Annotated in this window: 16 protein-coding genes; 10 read left to right on the plus strand and 6 right to left on the minus strand. The window is 73.8% G+C overall.

The window, feature by feature from the left end; genetic code table 11:
• The first annotated feature begins 14 nt into the window (after positions 1-14).
• From OO47_RS13440 to OO47_RS13460, 5 genes are all read left to right on the plus strand, one after another.
• Complete coding sequence (locus OO47_RS13440; RefSeq protein ID WP_030213231.1) at positions 15-1,058, plus strand: taurine ABC transporter substrate-binding protein; 1,044 nt, start codon at positions 15-17, stop codon at positions 1,056-1,058.
• Positions 1,045-1,863, plus strand: a complete 819-nt coding sequence (locus tag OO47_RS13445) for an ABC transporter ATP-binding protein (RefSeq protein ID WP_051715960.1) — start codon at positions 1,045-1,047, stop codon at positions 1,861-1,863. Before OO47_RS13440 ends, OO47_RS13445 begins: the two co-directional genes overlap by 14 nt.
• Before the next feature lie 82 nt (positions 1,864-1,945).
• Entirely contained in the window at positions 1,946-2,539 is a 594-nt protein-coding gene (locus tag OO47_RS13450; protein ID WP_030213234.1) for a TetR/AcrR family transcriptional regulator, read from the plus strand.
• A 121-nt stretch (positions 2,540-2,660) separates the two neighbouring features.
• Complete coding sequence (locus tag OO47_RS13455) at positions 2,661-4,724, plus strand: galactose-binding domain-containing protein (RefSeq protein ID WP_030213240.1); 2,064 nt, start codon at positions 2,661-2,663, stop codon at positions 4,722-4,724.
• Positions 4,725-4,922: 198 nt separating this feature from the next.
• Positions 4,923-5,525 carry a CBS domain-containing protein gene (locus OO47_RS13460; protein ID WP_030213242.1) on the plus strand — a complete coding sequence of 201 codons (603 nt, stop codon included), beginning with the start codon at positions 4,923-4,925 and terminating at the stop codon, positions 5,523-5,525.
• Positions 5,526-5,694: 169 nt separating this feature from the next.
• Here OO47_RS13460 and OO47_RS13465 read toward each other — a convergent pair whose 3' ends face one another.
• On the minus strand, positions 5,695-5,994 hold the full coding sequence (locus OO47_RS13465; protein ID WP_030213244.1) for a DUF1876 domain-containing protein: 300 nt from the start codon (positions 5,992-5,994) through the stop codon (positions 5,695-5,697).
• A gap of 229 nt (positions 5,995-6,223) precedes the next feature.
• Here OO47_RS13465 and OO47_RS13470 point away from each other — a divergent pair, with 229 nt between their 5' ends.
• The 5 genes from OO47_RS13470 (at position 6,224) to OO47_RS13490 (ending at position 11,491) form a co-directional block, all read left to right on the plus strand.
• The gene (locus tag OO47_RS13470; protein ID WP_030213248.1) at positions 6,224-6,919 is read left to right on the plus strand and encodes a type 1 glutamine amidotransferase domain-containing protein; all 696 of its coding nucleotides are present in this window, start codon (positions 6,224-6,226) and stop codon (positions 6,917-6,919) included.
• A 37-nt stretch (positions 6,920-6,956) separates the two neighbouring features.
• A complete protein-coding gene (locus tag OO47_RS13475) occupies positions 6,957-7,904 on the plus strand; it encodes a LysR family transcriptional regulator (protein WP_030213251.1) in 948 nt (315 codons plus the stop codon).
• Positions 7,905-8,048: 144 nt separating this feature from the next.
• Positions 8,049-8,411, plus strand: coding sequence for a DUF952 domain-containing protein (locus OO47_RS13480; protein ID WP_030213254.1), 363 nt, complete (start codon positions 8,049-8,051; stop codon positions 8,409-8,411).
• A gap of 257 nt (positions 8,412-8,668) precedes the next feature.
• On the plus strand, positions 8,669-10,858 hold the full coding sequence (gene katG / locus OO47_RS13485) for a catalase/peroxidase HPI (protein WP_030213256.1): 2,190 nt from the start codon (positions 8,669-8,671) through the stop codon (positions 10,856-10,858).
• Between the two features lie 135 nt (positions 10,859-10,993).
• Positions 10,994-11,491, plus strand: a complete 498-nt coding sequence (locus tag OO47_RS13490) for an ATP-binding protein (RefSeq protein WP_078489662.1) — start codon at positions 10,994-10,996, stop codon at positions 11,489-11,491.
• 44 nt (positions 11,492-11,535) lie between these two features.
• On the opposite strand, the gene OO47_RS13495 is transcribed toward OO47_RS13490, so the two are convergent.
• The 5 genes from OO47_RS13495 to OO47_RS13515 all read right to left on the minus strand — a co-directional run bounded on the left by OO47_RS13495 (position 11,536) and on the right by OO47_RS13515 (position 15,319).
• Positions 11,536-11,742, minus strand: a complete 207-nt coding sequence (locus OO47_RS13495) for a hypothetical protein (protein ID WP_030213261.1) — start codon at positions 11,740-11,742, stop codon at positions 11,536-11,538.
• 122 nt (positions 11,743-11,864) lie between these two features.
• Positions 11,865-13,040 carry a spore photoproduct lyase family protein gene (locus OO47_RS13500; protein WP_030213264.1) on the minus strand — a complete coding sequence of 392 codons (1,176 nt, stop codon included), beginning with the start codon at positions 13,038-13,040 and terminating at the stop codon, positions 11,865-11,867.
• 123 nt (positions 13,041-13,163) lie between these two features.
• Entirely contained in the window at positions 13,164-13,646 is a 483-nt protein-coding gene (locus OO47_RS13505; protein ID WP_030213268.1) for an MSMEG_6728 family protein, read from the minus strand.
• 246 nt (positions 13,647-13,892) lie between these two features.
• On the minus strand, positions 13,893-14,339 hold the full coding sequence (locus tag OO47_RS13510) for a hypothetical protein (protein ID WP_030213271.1): 447 nt from the start codon (positions 14,337-14,339) through the stop codon (positions 13,893-13,895).
• 92 nt (positions 14,340-14,431) lie between these two features.
• The gene (locus OO47_RS13515) at positions 14,432-15,319 is read right to left on the minus strand and encodes an SDR family oxidoreductase (RefSeq protein WP_030213273.1); all 888 of its coding nucleotides are present in this window, start codon (positions 15,317-15,319) and stop codon (positions 14,432-14,434) included.
• Between the last annotated feature and the right edge of the window lie 128 nt (positions 15,320-15,447).

Here is a 15,447-nt window from a genome sequence, read left to right on the forward strand (position 1 = left end):
CCGAAGGAACCGTCATGCCCTCCTCCCGTCGCGGCGCCGTGCTCGCCGCCTCCGCCACCGCCCTGCTGCTAGCCCTCTCCACGACCGCCTGCGGCGGTGCCGACTCCGGCGGCGAGGGCAAGGGCGGGAAGGTCCGGGTGCGCATCGCGTACCAGGCGATCCCCAATGCCGATCTGGTGGTGAAGAACCAGAAGCTCCTGGAGAAGGCACTGCCGGACGCCGAGGTGTCGTGGGTGAAGTTCGACTCGGGCGGCGACGTCAACACCGCCGTGATCGCCGGGTCGGTGGACCTCGGGCTGCTGGGTTCGAGCCCGGTCACCAAGGGGCTCTCGGCGCCGCTGGACATTCCGTACAAGGTGCTGTGGATCCACGACCTGATCGGGGACAACGAGGCGCTCGTCGCCCAGAAGGACGTCGCGTCCGTCGCCGCGCTCAAGGGGCGGAAGATCGCGACCCCGTTCGGTTCGACCGCGCACTACTCGCTGCTCGTGGCGCTGGAGTCGGCGGGGCTCAAGGCGTCCGACGTGACGCTCGTCGACCTCCAGCCGCAGGACGCGCTCGCGGCCTGGCAGCGGGGCGACATCGACGCCGCCTACGTGTGGACGCCGAGCCTGACCGAGCTGAAGAAGGACGGGAAGGTGCTCGTCTCCAGCCGGGAGATCGCGGCCGAGGGCAGGCCGACCGCCGACCTGGGCGTGGTCACCGACGCGTTCGCGGCCGAGCACCCCGAGATCGTGGACGCCTGGCTGAAGGCCGAGGACCAGGCCGTGAAACTGGCCAAGAGCGACCCCGCGAAGGCGGCCGTCGCGATCGGCGCCGAGCTCAACCTCAGCCCCGAGGAGGCCCGCGAGCAGCTCGCCGAGCTGGTCCTGCTCACCGCGGAGGAGCAGCGGGGGGCCCAGTACCTGGGCAGGCCCGGCGCCCCGGGCGCGCTCGCGGGGAACCTGTACGACGCCGCCGTCTTCCTCAAGGGCCAGAAGGCCATCGATGCCGTGCCGGACCGGTCGGTCTTCGAGAAGGGCCTCGCGGTGAAGGAGCTGGCCCGTGTCACCGGCTGAGGCGGGTACGGAAACGGCTCCGGGCGGCGCCGATGTCGTGCTGTCCGGCGTCGGGGTCCGCTACGGCACGGCCAAGGCCCCCGTCGTCGCGGTCTCCGACGTGTCCCTGACCGTGGACCCCGGCGAGTTCGTGGTCCTGGTCGGCCCGTCGGGCTGCGGCAAGACGACGCTGCTGCGGCTCGTGGCGGGCTTCGAGCGGCCCGCCGCCGGGACCGTGGAGGTGCGCCGGAAGGTCGGCGTGGTCTTCCAGCAGCCCCGGCTCTTCCCCTGGCGCACGGTCGGGGGCAACCTCGCCTTCGCCCTGGCCCGGCACGGGGTGGAGCGCTCCGCGCGGGCCGCCCGGATCGAGGAACTGCTCTCCCTGGTGGGCCTGTCGGGCATGGCCGGGCGGCGCACCTGGGAGCTGTCGGGCGGGCAGCAGCAGCGCGTCGCGATCGCGCGGGCGCTCGCGGCGGAACCGCAGGTCCTGCTGATGGACGAGCCGTTCGCGGCCCTGGACGCGCTCACCCGCGAACGCCTCCAGGAGGAGGTCCGCGCCCTGGCGTCGACCACCGGCGCGACCGTCCTCTTCGTCACGCACTCGGCGGAGGAGGCGGTCCTGCTCGGCTCCCGGGTCCTGGTGATGGCGGCGGGCCCCGGCCGGGTGGTCGCCGAGGTCCCCGTCCCCTTCCCCCGCGATCCGGGCACGGACGTGGCCGCCCTGCGCGGCGACCCCGGCTTCGCCGCCCTGCGGTCGGAACTCGCGGCGGCGACGCGGAGCTCGGCGGCGCAGGGCCCGGTGGCACAGGGCCCGGCGGCGGCCTGAGGGTCCGGCGGAGGGGACGGGCCGGGGCGATCACGGTGCCGGGGGGCTGCGGTTACCCTGGCGCCGGACGCGAGGAGGAACCATGGCGCGGATGCCGTCGGCCGAACGACGCAGGCAGCTGGTCGAGGCGGCGATCAGGGCGATGACCAGGGACGGGGTCGCCCGGACCACCACCCGCTCGATCTGCGCCGAGGCGGGGGTGTCGCTGAGCGTCTTCCACTACTGCTTCGAGTCCAAGCAGGCGCTCCTCGAAGCCGCGATCGAGACGATCACCGACAACTACGTGGCGCGGGTGATGTCGGCGGTGGAGCCGGGCGCGACCCTGCGCGAGACCGTGCGGGGCGCGCTCCGGACGTACTGGGACCACGTCACCGCCCGTCCCGGCGAGCACATGCTGACCTACGACCTGACCCAGTACGCGCTGCGCGAGCCCGGGTTCGAGCACCTGGCGCGGGCCCAGTACGAGCAGTACGTGGCGTCGGCGGCCGATCTGGTCGAGCGGGTGGGGGCGGTGCGGGGGGTCGAGCCGAAGGTGCCGGTGGAGGTGGTCGCGCGGTATCTGGCGGCGGTGATCGACGGCCTCACCCTCCAGTTCCTCGTCCTCGGCGACGAGGACGCGGCGGACGGCCATCTCGACCTGATGGCCGATCAACTCGTGTCCCTGATGGAGGGTTGAGGGGGAGGCGGCCTCCCTCACGCGTGAGTGGGTCATCCGTCCCGGACCCTTGACTCGGTCCTTCGGCACCGCGATCCTCGGCACGCCCGGTACTCCCCCACCGACCGGAGGCTCGCTGCCCATGACTCGACCCCTCTCGCGCGGGAGGGGCGGCGGATCCGCCCTCCTGGCGCTCGTCCTCGCCCTGGCCGCCGTCCTCTTCGGCTCCGCCCCGGTCCCCGCCGCCGCGGGCGGCCCGTGGTGGGAGCCCACGTCCCGTCCCGCCGCCGACTCGCAGATCAACGTCACGGGCGCGCCGTTCACCGGCACCGACGCCCGGGGGAAGGTGCGCGGCTTCGTCGACGCGCACAACCACCTCATGTCCGACGAGGGCTTCGGGGGGCGGCTGATCTGCGGCCGCACGTTCTCCGAGGCCGGCGCGGCCGACGCGCTCAAGGACTGCCCCGAGCACTACCCCGACGGCTCCGGCGCCCTGTTCGAGAACATCACGGGCGGCGCCGACGGCCACCACGACCCGGTCGGCTGGCCCACGTTCGAGGACTGGCCCGCCCACGATTCCCTGACCCACCAGCAGAACTACTACGCCTGGGTCGAGCGCGCCTGGCGCGGCGGACAGCGCGTCCTCGTCAACGACCTGGTGACGAACGGCCTGATCTGCTCGATCCTGCCCCGCGACCGGGGCTGCGACGAGATGGACTCGATCCGCCTCCAGGCCCGCAGGACGTACGAACTCCAGGACTACGTCGACCGGATGTACGGCGGCCCGGGCAAGGGCTGGTTCCGGATCGTCACCGACGCCGCCCAGGCCCGCTCGGTGGTCGAGCAGGGCAAGCTCGCCGTCGTCCTCGGCGTGGAGACCTCGGAGCCGTTCGGCTGCAAGCAGATCCTCGACGTCGCCCAGTGCGACGAGGCGGACATCGACCGGGGCCTGGACGAGCTGTACGGCCTCGGGGTGCGCAGCATGTTCCTGTGCCACAAGTTCGACAACGCGCTGTGCGGCGTCCGCTTCGACGAGGGCGCCATCGGCACGGCGGTCAACATCGGCCAGTTCCTGTCGACCGGCACCTTCTGGACCACGGAGAAGTGCGCGGGCCCGCAGCACGACAATCCGATCGGCCTCGCGGCGGCCCCGGTGATGGCGTCGAAGCTGCCGCCGGGCGTGAGCGTCCCCTCGTACGCCTCCGACGCCAAGTGCAACACCCGCGGCCTGACCCGGCTCGGCGAGCACGCCCTGCGGGGCATGATCGACCGCGGGATGATGCTGGAGCTCGACCACATGAGCGTCAAGGCCGCGGGCCGGGCGCTGGACGTCCTGGAGTCCGAGGAGTACCCGGGCGTCCTGTCCAGCCACAGCTGGATGGACCTCGACTGGACCGAGCGGCTCTACCGCCTGGGCGGTTTCGTCGCCCAGTACATGCACGGCGCGGAGGGCTTCGTCGGCGAGGCGGGGCAGAAGGCCGCGCTGCGGGCGAAGTACGGGGTCGGCCTCGGCTACGGCACCGACATGAACGGCGTCGGCGGCTGGCCGGGCCCGGTCGGCACCGGCGCGCCGAACGCCGTGACGTACCCCTTCCGCAGCTTCGACGGCGGCGCGGTGCTCGACCGCCAGGTCACCGGGCAGCGCGTCTGGGACCTCAACACCGACGGCGCCGCGCACCACGGCATGGTCCCCGACTGGATCGAGCAGATCCGGCTCACCGCCGGCGGTCCGGGCGTCGTGGACGAGCTGGCCTCGGGCGCGGAGTCGTACCTGACCACGTGGAAGGCGACCGAGGACCACGAGCCGGGCGCGAACCTGGCGGCGGGCGCGCCCGCGTCGGCCAGTTCCTCGGAGTGGAACCCCTTCACCAGCTACGCGCCGGGCCGGGCCTTCGACGGCGACACGGGCACCCGCTGGGCCAGCGACTGGTCGGACGACCAGTGGCTGCGGGTGGACCTCGGGTCGGTCCGCCCGGTCGGGAAGGTCGTCCTGGACTGGGAGCGCGCGTACGCGAGCCGCTACCGGATCGAGCTGTCGGACAACGGCACGGACTGGCGGACGGTGTGGTCCACGACCACCGGGGACGGCGGGTACGACACGGCCGGGTTCCCGTCGCAGCCGGCCCGTTACGTACGGATCCACGGCGAGCGGCGGGCGACGAAGTGGGGGTACTCGCTCCACGAGGTGGCGGTCCACCGGGCCTGAGGGCGCCGGGAACCCCGTACGGGTGGGGCCGGTCGGACCGGGACGCGGTCCGACCGGCCCTCGCCGTGTCTTCTCCCTCGCCGTTTCCTCGCCCTCGCCGTGCCCTCTCCCACTGTGTCCTCGCTCCACCCCCTCGCTCCGCCGCGGTCCCCGGTGCGGGATCATGGAATCCGGAACGCAGAAGGGACGGAACGGACGATGAGGCACCGCAGTGTCGCGGACCTGATGACGCCCACCGCGGTCGCGGTGCAGCGCGGGACGCCGTTCAAGGAGATCGCGCGGCTCCTCGACGAGTACGGCATCACCGCGGTCCCGGTGGTGGACGACGAGAACCGGCCGGTGGGCGTCGTCTCCGAGGCGGACCTGCTGCGGCGGCACACGGCGAAGGACGGGCCGAGCACGGCGGAGGCCATGATGACGAGCCCGGTCGTCACGGCCCGGCCGTCGTGGACGGCGGTCGAGGCGGCCCGGCGGATGGAGCGGCACCGGGTGAAGCGACTGCCGGTCGTGGACGCGGACGGGCGGCTGATCGGGGTGCTGAGCCGGAGCGACCTGCTCCAGCTGTTCCTGCGCAGGGACCGCTCCATCCAGGAGGAGATCCGCGAGGACGTGGTCGTCCGGATCCTGCGCCTCTCCCCCGCCGCCGTGCACATCGACGTGGACGAGGGCCGGGTGACCCTGAGCGGCGCGCTGGAACGGCCGGGGATCGGCCCGATCCTGGTCCGGCTGTGCGAGACGGTGGACGGGGTGGTGGAGGTCGTGGACAGGCTGACGTACGAGGAGGGGGAAGGCGGGGCCTGAGAGGCGGGCCGGGCCGATCCGGATCTCGGGAGGCCGGGTCCGGTCCCCCGGGAGACCGGGGCCAGTCCTCGGGAGGGGCGGGTCAGGTCCCCCGGGAGACCGAGGCCAGTCCTCGGGAGAGCCGGGTCCGGCCCCCCGGAAGGGGAGCCGGCCTCGTCCTCGACGTCCGTCAGGAGACCGCCTCCGGCCAGCCGTAGCCGGGGCCGGTGCGCTGCGGCACGGTCCCCGCGCCCGCCGCCTCCATCTCCCGGTCGGCCTCCCGCATCAGCTTGCCCGCCAGGTCCTTCATCGCGCGGCTCGCGGCGAGCTCGTCGCCGATCGCGGGCACGTCCCTGTCCGTCGGGTTGCAGCGGGCGGAACCGCGGCCCGTGAGCGTCGAGGTCCCGGTGCTCAGCCGGGCCTCGGCCCGGGTCGTACCGCCGTCCTCGACCAGCTCCACACCGACCGTCCACTCCAGAGTGCGGGTCATGGTCTGCCTCCTCGCACCGTCCGGCAGCGGGCCGTGCGCACCGGCGCGACCCCTTCCGACGGTTCCAGGATCCCACCGGCGGGGGCCCCGGCGCGCGGGGGCGGCCCTGTTCCCGGGCTGCCATAGGAGTTCCGATGGCAGCCATGGGTCTCCCCATTGGTGGACCTCCGGACGCCGGTCTACGGTCGGAGACGTACCCCCGCTTCCCCGCACTCCCCCGGAGACTTCCGTGTCCAAGATCCTCTTCGTGATGACCGGCGCCGATCACTGGACCCTCGCCGACGGCACCGAGCACCCCACCGGCTTCTGGGCGGAGGAGGTCGTCGCCCCCTACGAGGCGTTCGCGGAGGCCGGCCACGAGGTCGTCGTCGCCACCCCCGGCGGCGTCGTCCCCACCGTGGACGAGGGCAGCCTGGCGCCCGAGCACAACGGCGGGCCGGAGGGCGCCGGGAAGACCGCCGCCGCGCTCGCCTCGATCGAGGCGATCAAGCACCCGATCGGCCTGGACGACGTGGACCTCGACGCGTACGACGCCGTCTTCTACCCCGGCGGCCACGGGCCCATGGAGGACCTCGCCGTCGATCCCGTCTCCGGCCGGCTGCTCGTGGACGCCCTCGACTCCGGCAAGCTCGTCGCCGTCGTCTGCCACGGGCCCGCCGCGCTCCTCGCCGCCACCCGGCCCGACGGCACGAACGCCTTCGCCGGTTACGAGGCCGCCGCCTTCACCAACGCCGAGGAGGCCCAGGGCGGCCTGGCGGACAGGGCCGCGTGGCTCCTGGAGACCCGTCTGACCGACGCGGGCGTGAACGTGGTGGCGGGCGAGCCGTGGGCGCCGAAGGTCGTCGTGGACCGGAACCTGGTCACCGGCCAGAATCCCGCCTCGTCCGCCCCGCTCGCGGCCGAGGTCGTCGCACGCCTCGCCTGACCACACACCGGCACACGGACGCGGACGGTCTTTCGCCATGAGCGACACGGAGCCCGACGACAGCGGTACGAGGCGACCCGGCGCGACGCCCGTGACGGACCTGAACCTGCTGCGGACGTTCCTGGCGGTCCACCGCTCCGGCTCGTTCACCGCCGCCGCCGGGCTCCTGGGCCTCTCCCAGCCCACGGTGACCGAACGCATCCGCTCCCTGGAGAGGCAGACGGGCCGCGAGCTCTTCGAACGGCTGCCGCGCGGCGTCGCCCCGACCTCCGTGGCCGACGACCTCGCGGCCCGGGTCGCGGCCCCGCTCGACGCGCTCGCCGCCGCGCTCGGCCACGAGGCCGCGCCCCACGAGCGGGCCGCCCCCGTCCACCTGGCGGGCCCCGCCGAGCTGCTCTGCGTCCGCGTCCTGCCCCTCCTGGCCCCGCTCGTGGAGGACGGCGTACGGCTGCGGATCGCCCCGGGCCTGACCGAACCCCTCCTCGACGGGCTGCGCGCGGGCCGCCACGACCTGGTGATCGCCACGTTCCGGCCGCGCGGACGCTCCCTGGTCGCCGTCCCCCTGATGGACGAGGAGTTCGTCCTGGTCGCCGCGCCCGCGTGGGCCGGGCGGGTGAGGGGCCGGCCGGCCGCGGAGGTCCCGGCCGCCCTGCGCGCGGTGCCCCTCGTCGCCTACGCGGAGGACCTGCCCATCGCACGCCGCTACTGGCGCCACGTCTTCGGCACGCGGCTGTCCCGCCCCGCCGACGTCACCGTCCCCGATCTGCGGGGCGTTCTCGCGGCGGTGGCCGCCGGGGCCGGTTTCAGCGTGCTGCCGCGCTACCTCTGCGCGTCCGGACTGGCCTCCGGGGCGCTCGTCCTCCTCCACGAGCCGGAGGACCCGCCCCTCAACACCGGCTACCTCGTGCGGCGCCCGGGCCGGGCGGACAACCCCGACGTCACGCGCGTGCGTGACGCGCTGGTCGCGGCGGGACGCTCCTGGTGAGCCCGGGACGGCCCGGGCGGAGGCCGATGCAAGGGGCCGGTGCGCGAGGCCTGTGTACGAGGTCCGTGCGCGAGGTCCGTGCGCGAGGTCCATGCACGAGGCCTGTACAAGGGGCCGGTACAAGAGGGCCGGTATAACCGGAGCATGATCTACCACGTCGTCCCCCTCGCCGAATGGTCCGCACGTCCGGAGCGGCCGTACGCGCCCGCGTCCCTGGCCGAGGAGGGTTTCGTCCACTGCGCGCCCGACGAGGCGACCGCCCTCGCCGTCGTCAACGCCTTCTACCGCGCCTCCCCCCGGCCCCTCCTGGCGCTCGTCCTCGACGAGGACCGGCTGTCCGCCCGGACCGAGCGGGAGGCGGCCGTCCCCGCCCCGCCACCGGGGGTTCCCGACGGGACCCTCTTCCCCCACGTGTTCGGACCGCTCGACCGCGAGGCCGTCGTACGGGTCCTGGAGGTCACCTGGAACGAGGACGGCCGGGCCGTCGGAACGGCGCCGCGGGGGTGACGGGGACGTCCTGATTCCCGGTGGGCGCCCTCCGTTCCTCCACGAGCACCGCTCCGGTGTGATGACGTGTAAAGCGCGGGTGCCCTGCGTGTTCTCTCAGCCGCGCGGTCGGTGGTGCGCGAGCATACGGACGCCGACGCGAGCTCCCCGCCCCGTGGGCCCGGTCGGACGATTCCGGCCGGCGGGCGCCACGGCGCGTGACGGGCGCGGGTCGCAGTGCTCGACGCAAGAACACCGACACAGGAAGAAGGACGGACGTGTCCGGCAGCGAAAGCGAGAACCCGGCAATCCCCGCCCCCACCCCGGCGCCGACCCGGCCCCGGACCAACCGGGACTGGTGGCCCAACCAACTGGACCTCCAGGTCCTCCACCAGCACTCGCCCCTGTCCGATCCGATGGGAGAGGACTTCGACTACGCGGCGGAGTTCGCGACCCTGGACCTCGACGCGCTGAAGCGGGACGTCTTCGAGGTGATGACGGCCTCGCAGGACTGGTGGCCCGCCGACTACGGCCACTACGGGCCGCTCTTCATCCGGATGAGCTGGCACGCCGCCGGCACGTACCGCATCGCCGACGGCCGGGGCGGCGGCGGCTCCGGCGCCCAGCGCTTCGCGCCCCTCAACAGCTGGCCGGACAACGCGAGCCTCGACAAGGCGCGCCGGCTGCTCTGGCCGGTCAAGCAGAAGTACGGCCGGAAGATCTCCTGGGCCGACCTCCTCGTCTTCGCCGGCAACTGCGCCATGGAGTCCATGGGGTTCAAGACGTTCGGCTTCGCCTTCGGGCGGGAGGACATCTGGGAGCCGGAGGAGATCTTCTGGGGCCCCGAGGACACCTGGCTCGGGGACGAGCGCTACAGCGGCGACAGGGAGCTCACCGGGCCCTTCGGCGCCGTGCAGATGGGCCTGATCTACGTCAATCCCGAGGGCCCCAACGGGAACCCCGACCCGCTGGCCGCCGCCCGGGACATCCGGGAGACGTTCGGCCGCATGGCGATGAACGACGAGGAGACGGCGGCGCTCATCGTCGGCGGCCACACCTTCGGCAAGTGCCACGGCGCGGTCGACCCCTCGTACATCGGTCCGGAGCCCGAGGCCGCCCCCTTCGAGCAGCAGGCCCTCGGCTGGCGGAACACGTACGGCACCGGCGTGGGCGGCGACGCGCTCACCAGCGGCCTGGAGGGCGCCTGGACCTCCCGGCCGACGAAGTGGGACAACGGCTACCTGGACAACCTGTACGGGTACGAGTGGGAGCTGACGACCAGTCCGGCCGGAGCGAAGCAGTGGACGCCCACGGACCCGTCGGCGAAGGACACCGTGCCCGACGCCCACGACCCGTCGAAGAAGCACGCCCCGATGATGCTGACGACGGACATCGCGCTGAGGGTCGACCCCGTCTACGGGCCGATCACGAAGCGCTTCCACGAGAACCCGGACCAGCTCGCGGAGGCGTTCGCCAAGGCCTGGTACAAGCTGCTGCACCGTGACATGGGCCCCCTCTCGCGCTACCTGGGCCCCTGGATCCCCGAGCCGCAGCTGTGGCAGGACCCCGTCCCCGCGGTCGACCACGAGCTGGTCTCGGACGAGGACGTCGCCTCCCTCAAGCGCCGGGTCCTCGACTCGGGCCTGTCCCTCCCCCAGCTGGTCACCACCGCGTGGGCGGCGGCGGCGAGCTTCCGCGGCACCGACAAGCGCGGCGGGGCCAACGGGGCGCGGATCCGGCTCGCGCCGCAGAAGGACTGGGAGGTCAACGCCCTGCCCGAGGTGGCCGGGACCGTGGAGGCCCTGGAGCGGATCCGGGAGGACTTCGACGGCGCGCAGGGCGGCGGGAAGCGGATCTCGCTCGCCGACCTGATCGTCCTGGGCGGCTGCGCGGCCGTCGAGCAGGCCGCGCGGAACGCCGGGCACGACGTCACGGTCCCGTTCGCGCCGGGGCGTACGGACGCCTCGCAGGAGCAGACGGACGTGGAGGCGTTCGCCGTGCTCGAACCCAAGGCGGACGGCTTCCGCAACTACCTGCGGGCGGGCGAGAAGCTGTCGCCGGAGACCCACCTCCTCGACCGCGCCAACCTGCTGACGCTGACCGCGCCCGAGATGACGGCGCTCGTCGGCGGCATGCGGGTCCTGGACACCGGCTTCGCCGGGTCCCCGCACGGCCGCTTCACCCACCGGCCCGAGGCGCTGACCACCGACTTCTTCGTCAACCTGCTCGACATGGGCACGGAGTGGAAGACGTCGGCCGCGGAGGAGAACGTCTTCGAGGGCCGCGACCGCGCCACGGGCGAGCTCAAGTGGACCGCCACGCCCGTCGACCTCGTCTTCGGCGCGCACTCCCAGCTCCGCGCCCTCGCGGAGGTGTACGCCGCCCGGGACGGGGGCGAGAAGTTCGTGCGCGACTTCGTGGCGGCGTGGGACAAGGTGATGAACCTCGACCGGTTCGACCTCGCCTGAACCCACCGGCCCGTTCCGGCCCCGGGCGGCCGGAACGGGCACGGGCCGTGGGGACCCGCCGTGTCTGCCGGGGCGATTGCCGGGTAACCGGGTCCCGTACGGACGACGCGGGCGACCCTCGAAGGAGTGAAGAGCGTGACGGTCAAGGCGATGGGGTGGGCGCACTCGTTTCCCGTGTCCGGAGGTGTGCGGGCCGGCCGGCAGTGGACGCGGCGGCACCTGGCCTCCCTGCCGTGGACCGCGCGGGAACCGGAGACGGTGGACTCCGTCGTCCTGGCCGTCTCCGAGCTGCTCACCAACGCCCACCTCCACGCGCACAGCGACGCGCAGCTCGTGCTCACCTGGGACGGCGACTGCCTCCACATCAGCGTCCACGACGAGGACCCGACGCTGCCCCGCCCCCGCGTCGCGGAGGAGGGGGCGGTCTCGGGGCGGGGCGTGAGCATCGTGCGGGCCCTCGCCGACGAGTGGAGCATGCGCTGCCAGCGGCACGGCAAGACGGTCACGGCGTGCTTCCGCCCGGCCCTTCCCTTGGAGGACGACGAGACCCCGGACGACGAGGCCCCGGACGACGAGGCCCCGGACGACGAGGCCCCGACCGCCGGCTCCGGCCGACGAGACGCCGGCCGATGAGCGGTCGGGGGGCGGTTCGCCCGGGCCCCCCGACCGCCACCCGCTCAGGGCTTGTTGGCGAGGGCCCCGAGGTACTGGTTCAGCTGCTTCATCCGCGCGTCCATCCGGCCCGCGCGCTCGGACACGGCCCTCAGCTCGTCGCGGACCCCGAGCAGGGCCAGGACCACGGCCCTCGCGGTGGGGTCGGACACCTCTTCCAGGGCCGCGCGGACCTCGTCCGCCGCCGGAACGGGTCGGGATGCCTGTGCCATGGCTGCGCCTCCTGTCCGGCCGCCCATCGGCCGTCCCCGTACGTGTGCCCCGAAACCCTCCGTACGGACAGGGGGACTGTCCGTACGGAGGAACCGGCCGGCGGCACGGGCTCCCGTCGCGGTCAGAAGGCGTACCGCACCCGCAGCCACGGGGCGCGCGCCTCGATCAGGCGGCGCAGCGACTCGACGGCGGACGCCTTGGTGCCCGTGCGGTAGCGCACGTTCCGCGCGCCGTTCTCGGAACGCTTCGGCTGCTGGAGGTCCGGGCGCCACAGGACCTCCTCGGCACGGGGGTGCCACCCGAGGTTGACCTCGTGGAGGTCCTCGTTGTGCGTCAGCATGATGACCTCCGCCGCGGCCCGGTCCTTCACCCTGCGGGGGAGCACGTCGTCCATGGCGCGGAGCAGTTCGTCCCATGCCTGTTGCCAGCCCGGACGGATCACCACCGGGGAGAGGTTGAAGTGGACCTCGTACCCGGCGTCCAGGAAGTCGGCGGCCGCGGCCAGGCGGTCCGGGACCGGGCTCGTCCGGATGTCGAGGAGCCTGGAGTCGTCCGGCGGCATCACGGAGAAGCGGATGCGCGTACGGCCCCGCGGGTCGAGCCGCAGCAGGTCCGGGTTGACGAACTTGGTGGCGAAGGACGCCTTGGCGGTGGGCCACCGGCGGAAGGCCCGGACCAGGTCGGCGGTGTTGTCGCTGATCAGGTCGTCGACCGCGCAGTCGCCGTTCTCCCCGATGTCGTAGACCCAGGCCCGGTCGTCGCACTGGTTGGGTTCCCGTTTCGGTCCGGCGGCGGCGACGTGCCGGCCCAGGGCGGCCAGGACGCGGTCCACGTTGGTGAAGACGGTGACGGGGTTGGCGAAGCCCTTGCGGCGCGGGACGTAGCAGTACGCGCAGGCCATGGCGCAGCCGTTGGAGAGGCCGGGGGCGATCCAGTCGGCGGAGCGGCCGTTGGGCCGGACGCCGAAGGACTTCCGCTCCCCGAGGACCAGGGTGTCGCGCTTGGTCCTCACCCAGCGCTCCACGTTCCCGGCGTTGCCGTGCAGGTGCGGGACGCGCCAGTGGGACTCCGTCTCCACGATCCGGGCCCCGGGGAAGCGCGCGATGATCTGCCGCCCCCGCAGGGAGTCCGCGGCGGCGGGTTCGGCGTGGATCTCCGCCACGTCGAGCATTCGGCGCGCCCGCTCCCCGTCGCGGAACGGCCGGTCGTGCGTCTCTCCGGCGGGGGCGGCCGCGAGCTCGCCCACGTCGAACAGACCCTCGGCCCCCTCCCCCGGTCCTTCGGAACGCCTTCGCATGTCCACTCCGCTGCGCTGGGCCGGCGCGCGCCGCCGGGGCGGGCGCTGTCGGCGGCCGGGCCTCTGCCTCGGCGTCCTCTCCAGTGTAGGGAGCCGGTCCGCCGGAGGGCCGCGGGCGGCGGCTCAGGAGCGGGCGGACCCGCCCTCCCGGTCGGACCGGGGCCAGACGTAGGGAAGGTCGTCGGGAACTCCCGGGAAGAGGTCGCGGTAGACCTCCGGGGCCTTGCGCACCAGCGCGGACCGGTGACTGCGGTGGAACGCGGGGTCGCCGAGCCAGGGCGGCAGCTCGCCGGCCGCCGCGAGCTCGTCCTGTTCCCTCACCCCTCGCCCGGGGGCCAGGGCGAGGTAGTCGCGCGTGAGGGTGGCGGCGCAGGTGTCGGAACGGCCCCCGGCCGTCCAGACGCCGCAGACGTCGAGGCCGTAGCGCACCAGGGCCTCCTCGTAACCGGCCCACATCCGCACCGCGGGGTGCCGGCGCCACCCGTATCCGGGGACGGTGAGCCCCCGGAGGACCTGGAGGGCCTCGACGCGCTGTTTGCCCAGCCGCTTCGGGTCGAGCACGGCGGCCGAGTCGGCGAATCCGGCATGGGGGAGAAATGTCTGCACGGAACAGCCCTACCCGTTCTTCGGCCCGCCGCCTCCGGATCGCGGGGCGTGATCGGAGCGGAGCGTCCCCGGACCCGATCCGGTCCCCGTCCTCGTACGTCACCCTGCGCACGTCGTTCGCCCGGGTCTCGCGGCCGGCGGGGCCGGCCTTCGCGGTCCCCACGGAGACGCCTGCGAAGAGGTCGACGCCCATGACGCCGGGACGGGGCCGGTGGCACGGGGAAGGTGCCGGACAGGGCGGTACCGCTAGGGCGTCTCCTCGGGGGTCGCGGTGTGGTCCCGGTGGCCGTGCGTGCGCCGCCGCTCCTTCATCTCCGCCTCGTAGAGGTGGGGGCGGCCCTCGGCGAGGGCCGCGACGGCGTCGCGTTCGACCTTCTTGAACGGCTCGTAGTACGTCCGGTCGTAGGACTCGACCAGCTGGAACGTCCAGTGTCCCGGGATGACGTTGCGGCCGAGGACCTCCCGTTCGACGAGAGCGGCCCACTCCTCGTGGCCGGCCCGCCTGAGCAGCGCCACCGCCCTGTCCAGCTCCAGGTCGGCGGTGCCGGTCAGCTGGTGGAAGGAGTACAGGTGGCCGCGGGCCCGTTCGGTGGTCTCCAGTGCCTTGGAGAGCGAGCCCAGCGCCTCCACCGTGAGGTCGTCGACGTTCTCGGGACGTACGCGGCGGCCCCGGTGATCATCATCGTTGGTCATGTACCCCCTCTGCCCCCGGCCCGGGAGGGGCACACCCGGCCGGATCGCATGTGGTCCGGCCGGGTCAACCCGCCGGGCGGCGGGGACGCGGGTCAACGGCCGCCACGGTCCGGCCCCTCCCCGGCGGCGAGGCCGCCGGGTCCGAGCAGCCCCGTAGGGCGCAGGGCGCCCTCCTCCTCCAGACGGGGCAGGGTCCTCGCCGAGGACCACGCCACGAGCGCGGGCAGGAGGGGGCGGACGGGCTGCACGAGGCGCAGCCAGGGGGGCGCGTAGACGGTGGCGGAGCGACGGCGGACCGCCTCGGCCAGCCAGGACGCCACCGTCTCCACGGGGTACACCCTGCGCGCGGGGCGGGGCATGTGGGCGCGGAGCTCGCGCAGGACGTCGTGGGCGTCCACGTCCCGCACCATGTCGGTGTCCGTCCAGTGCAGGTACGCGACGCCGACCGCGACGCCCCGGTGGGCGCACTCCGCGCGCAGCGACCGGGCGAACGACTCGGCCCCCGCCTTCGAGGCGCAGTAGGCGCTCATCATGGGGGCCGATCCGAAGGCGGCGGTCGAGGCCACCTGGAGGAAGTACCCCCGCGAGGCGAGCAGACCCGGCAGGAAGACCCTGGCCGTGGTCGCGCTGCCCATGAGGTTGACCTCGACGACGCGGTTCCAGGTCCTCGGGTCGGACGCGGCGAACGGGCCGCCCTCGGCGACGCCCGCGTTGGCGATCACGACGGAGGGCTCCCCCAGGTCGCGCGTCACCCGGCGGGCCGTCCGTTCCATGAGGTCGTCGTCCGTCACGTCGACCTCGTAGCACCGGCTGCCCGGGGGCAGCTCCCGCGCCACCCGTTCCAGGGTCTCGCGCTCCCGGCCGAGCAGGGCGATCCGCATGCCCCGGCCGGCCAGTTCCCTGGCGAGCCCGGCTCCCAGGCCGCGTGCCGCGCCCGTCACGACCGCCGTCCGCCCCCGCAGGGGGTTGTCGTGGGACATGTTCCTCCAAGCGGTGGTCGGGCCTTCCCGGTTCTCCTCCCCGCCGGTCGCGGGGACGCCTCCATGGCACCACCGGGCCTCGCGAGCCGCCTTCCGACTGCGCCGATTGCCGCATGGTCCCGGTTTTC

The organism is Streptomyces bikiniensis, assembly GCF_000716625.1.
GTDB classification, from domain to species: Bacteria; Actinomycetota; Actinomycetes; order Streptomycetales; family Streptomycetaceae; genus Streptomyces; species Streptomyces bikiniensis.

Excerpts from the sequence above, each read along its gene's own strand:
- OO47_RS13500 (WP_030213264.1), bottom strand. The coding sequence starts at position 13,040 with ATGCGAAGGCGTTCCGAAGGACCGGGGGAGGGGGCCGAGGGTCTGTTC.
- OO47_RS13495 (WP_030213261.1), bottom strand. The coding sequence starts at position 11,742 with ATGGCACAGGCATCCCGACCCGTTCCGGCGGCGGACGAGGTCCGCGCG.
- OO47_RS13455 (WP_030213240.1), top strand. The coding sequence starts at position 2,661 with ATGACTCGACCCCTCTCGCGCGGGAGGGGCGGCGGATCCGCCCTCCTG.
- OO47_RS13460 (WP_030213242.1), top strand. The coding sequence starts at position 4,923 with ATGAGGCACCGCAGTGTCGCGGACCTGATGACGCCCACCGCGGTCGCG.
- OO47_RS13450 (WP_030213234.1), top strand. The coding sequence starts at position 1,946 with ATGGCGCGGATGCCGTCGGCCGAACGACGCAGGCAGCTGGTCGAGGCG.
- OO47_RS13475 (WP_030213251.1), top strand. The coding sequence starts at position 6,957 with ATGAGCGACACGGAGCCCGACGACAGCGGTACGAGGCGACCCGGCGCG.
- OO47_RS13480 (WP_030213254.1), top strand. The coding sequence starts at position 8,049 with ATGATCTACCACGTCGTCCCCCTCGCCGAATGGTCCGCACGTCCGGAG.
- OO47_RS13440 (WP_030213231.1), top strand. The coding sequence starts at position 15 with ATGCCCTCCTCCCGTCGCGGCGCCGTGCTCGCCGCCTCCGCCACCGCC.
- OO47_RS13510 (WP_030213271.1), bottom strand. The coding sequence starts at position 14,339 with ATGACCAACGATGATGATCACCGGGGCCGCCGCGTACGTCCCGAGAAC.
- OO47_RS13515 (WP_030213273.1), bottom strand. The coding sequence starts at position 15,319 with ATGTCCCACGACAACCCCCTGCGGGGGCGGACGGCGGTCGTGACGGGC.
- OO47_RS13465 (WP_030213244.1), bottom strand. The coding sequence starts at position 5,994 with ATGACCCGCACTCTGGAGTGGACGGTCGGTGTGGAGCTGGTCGAGGAC.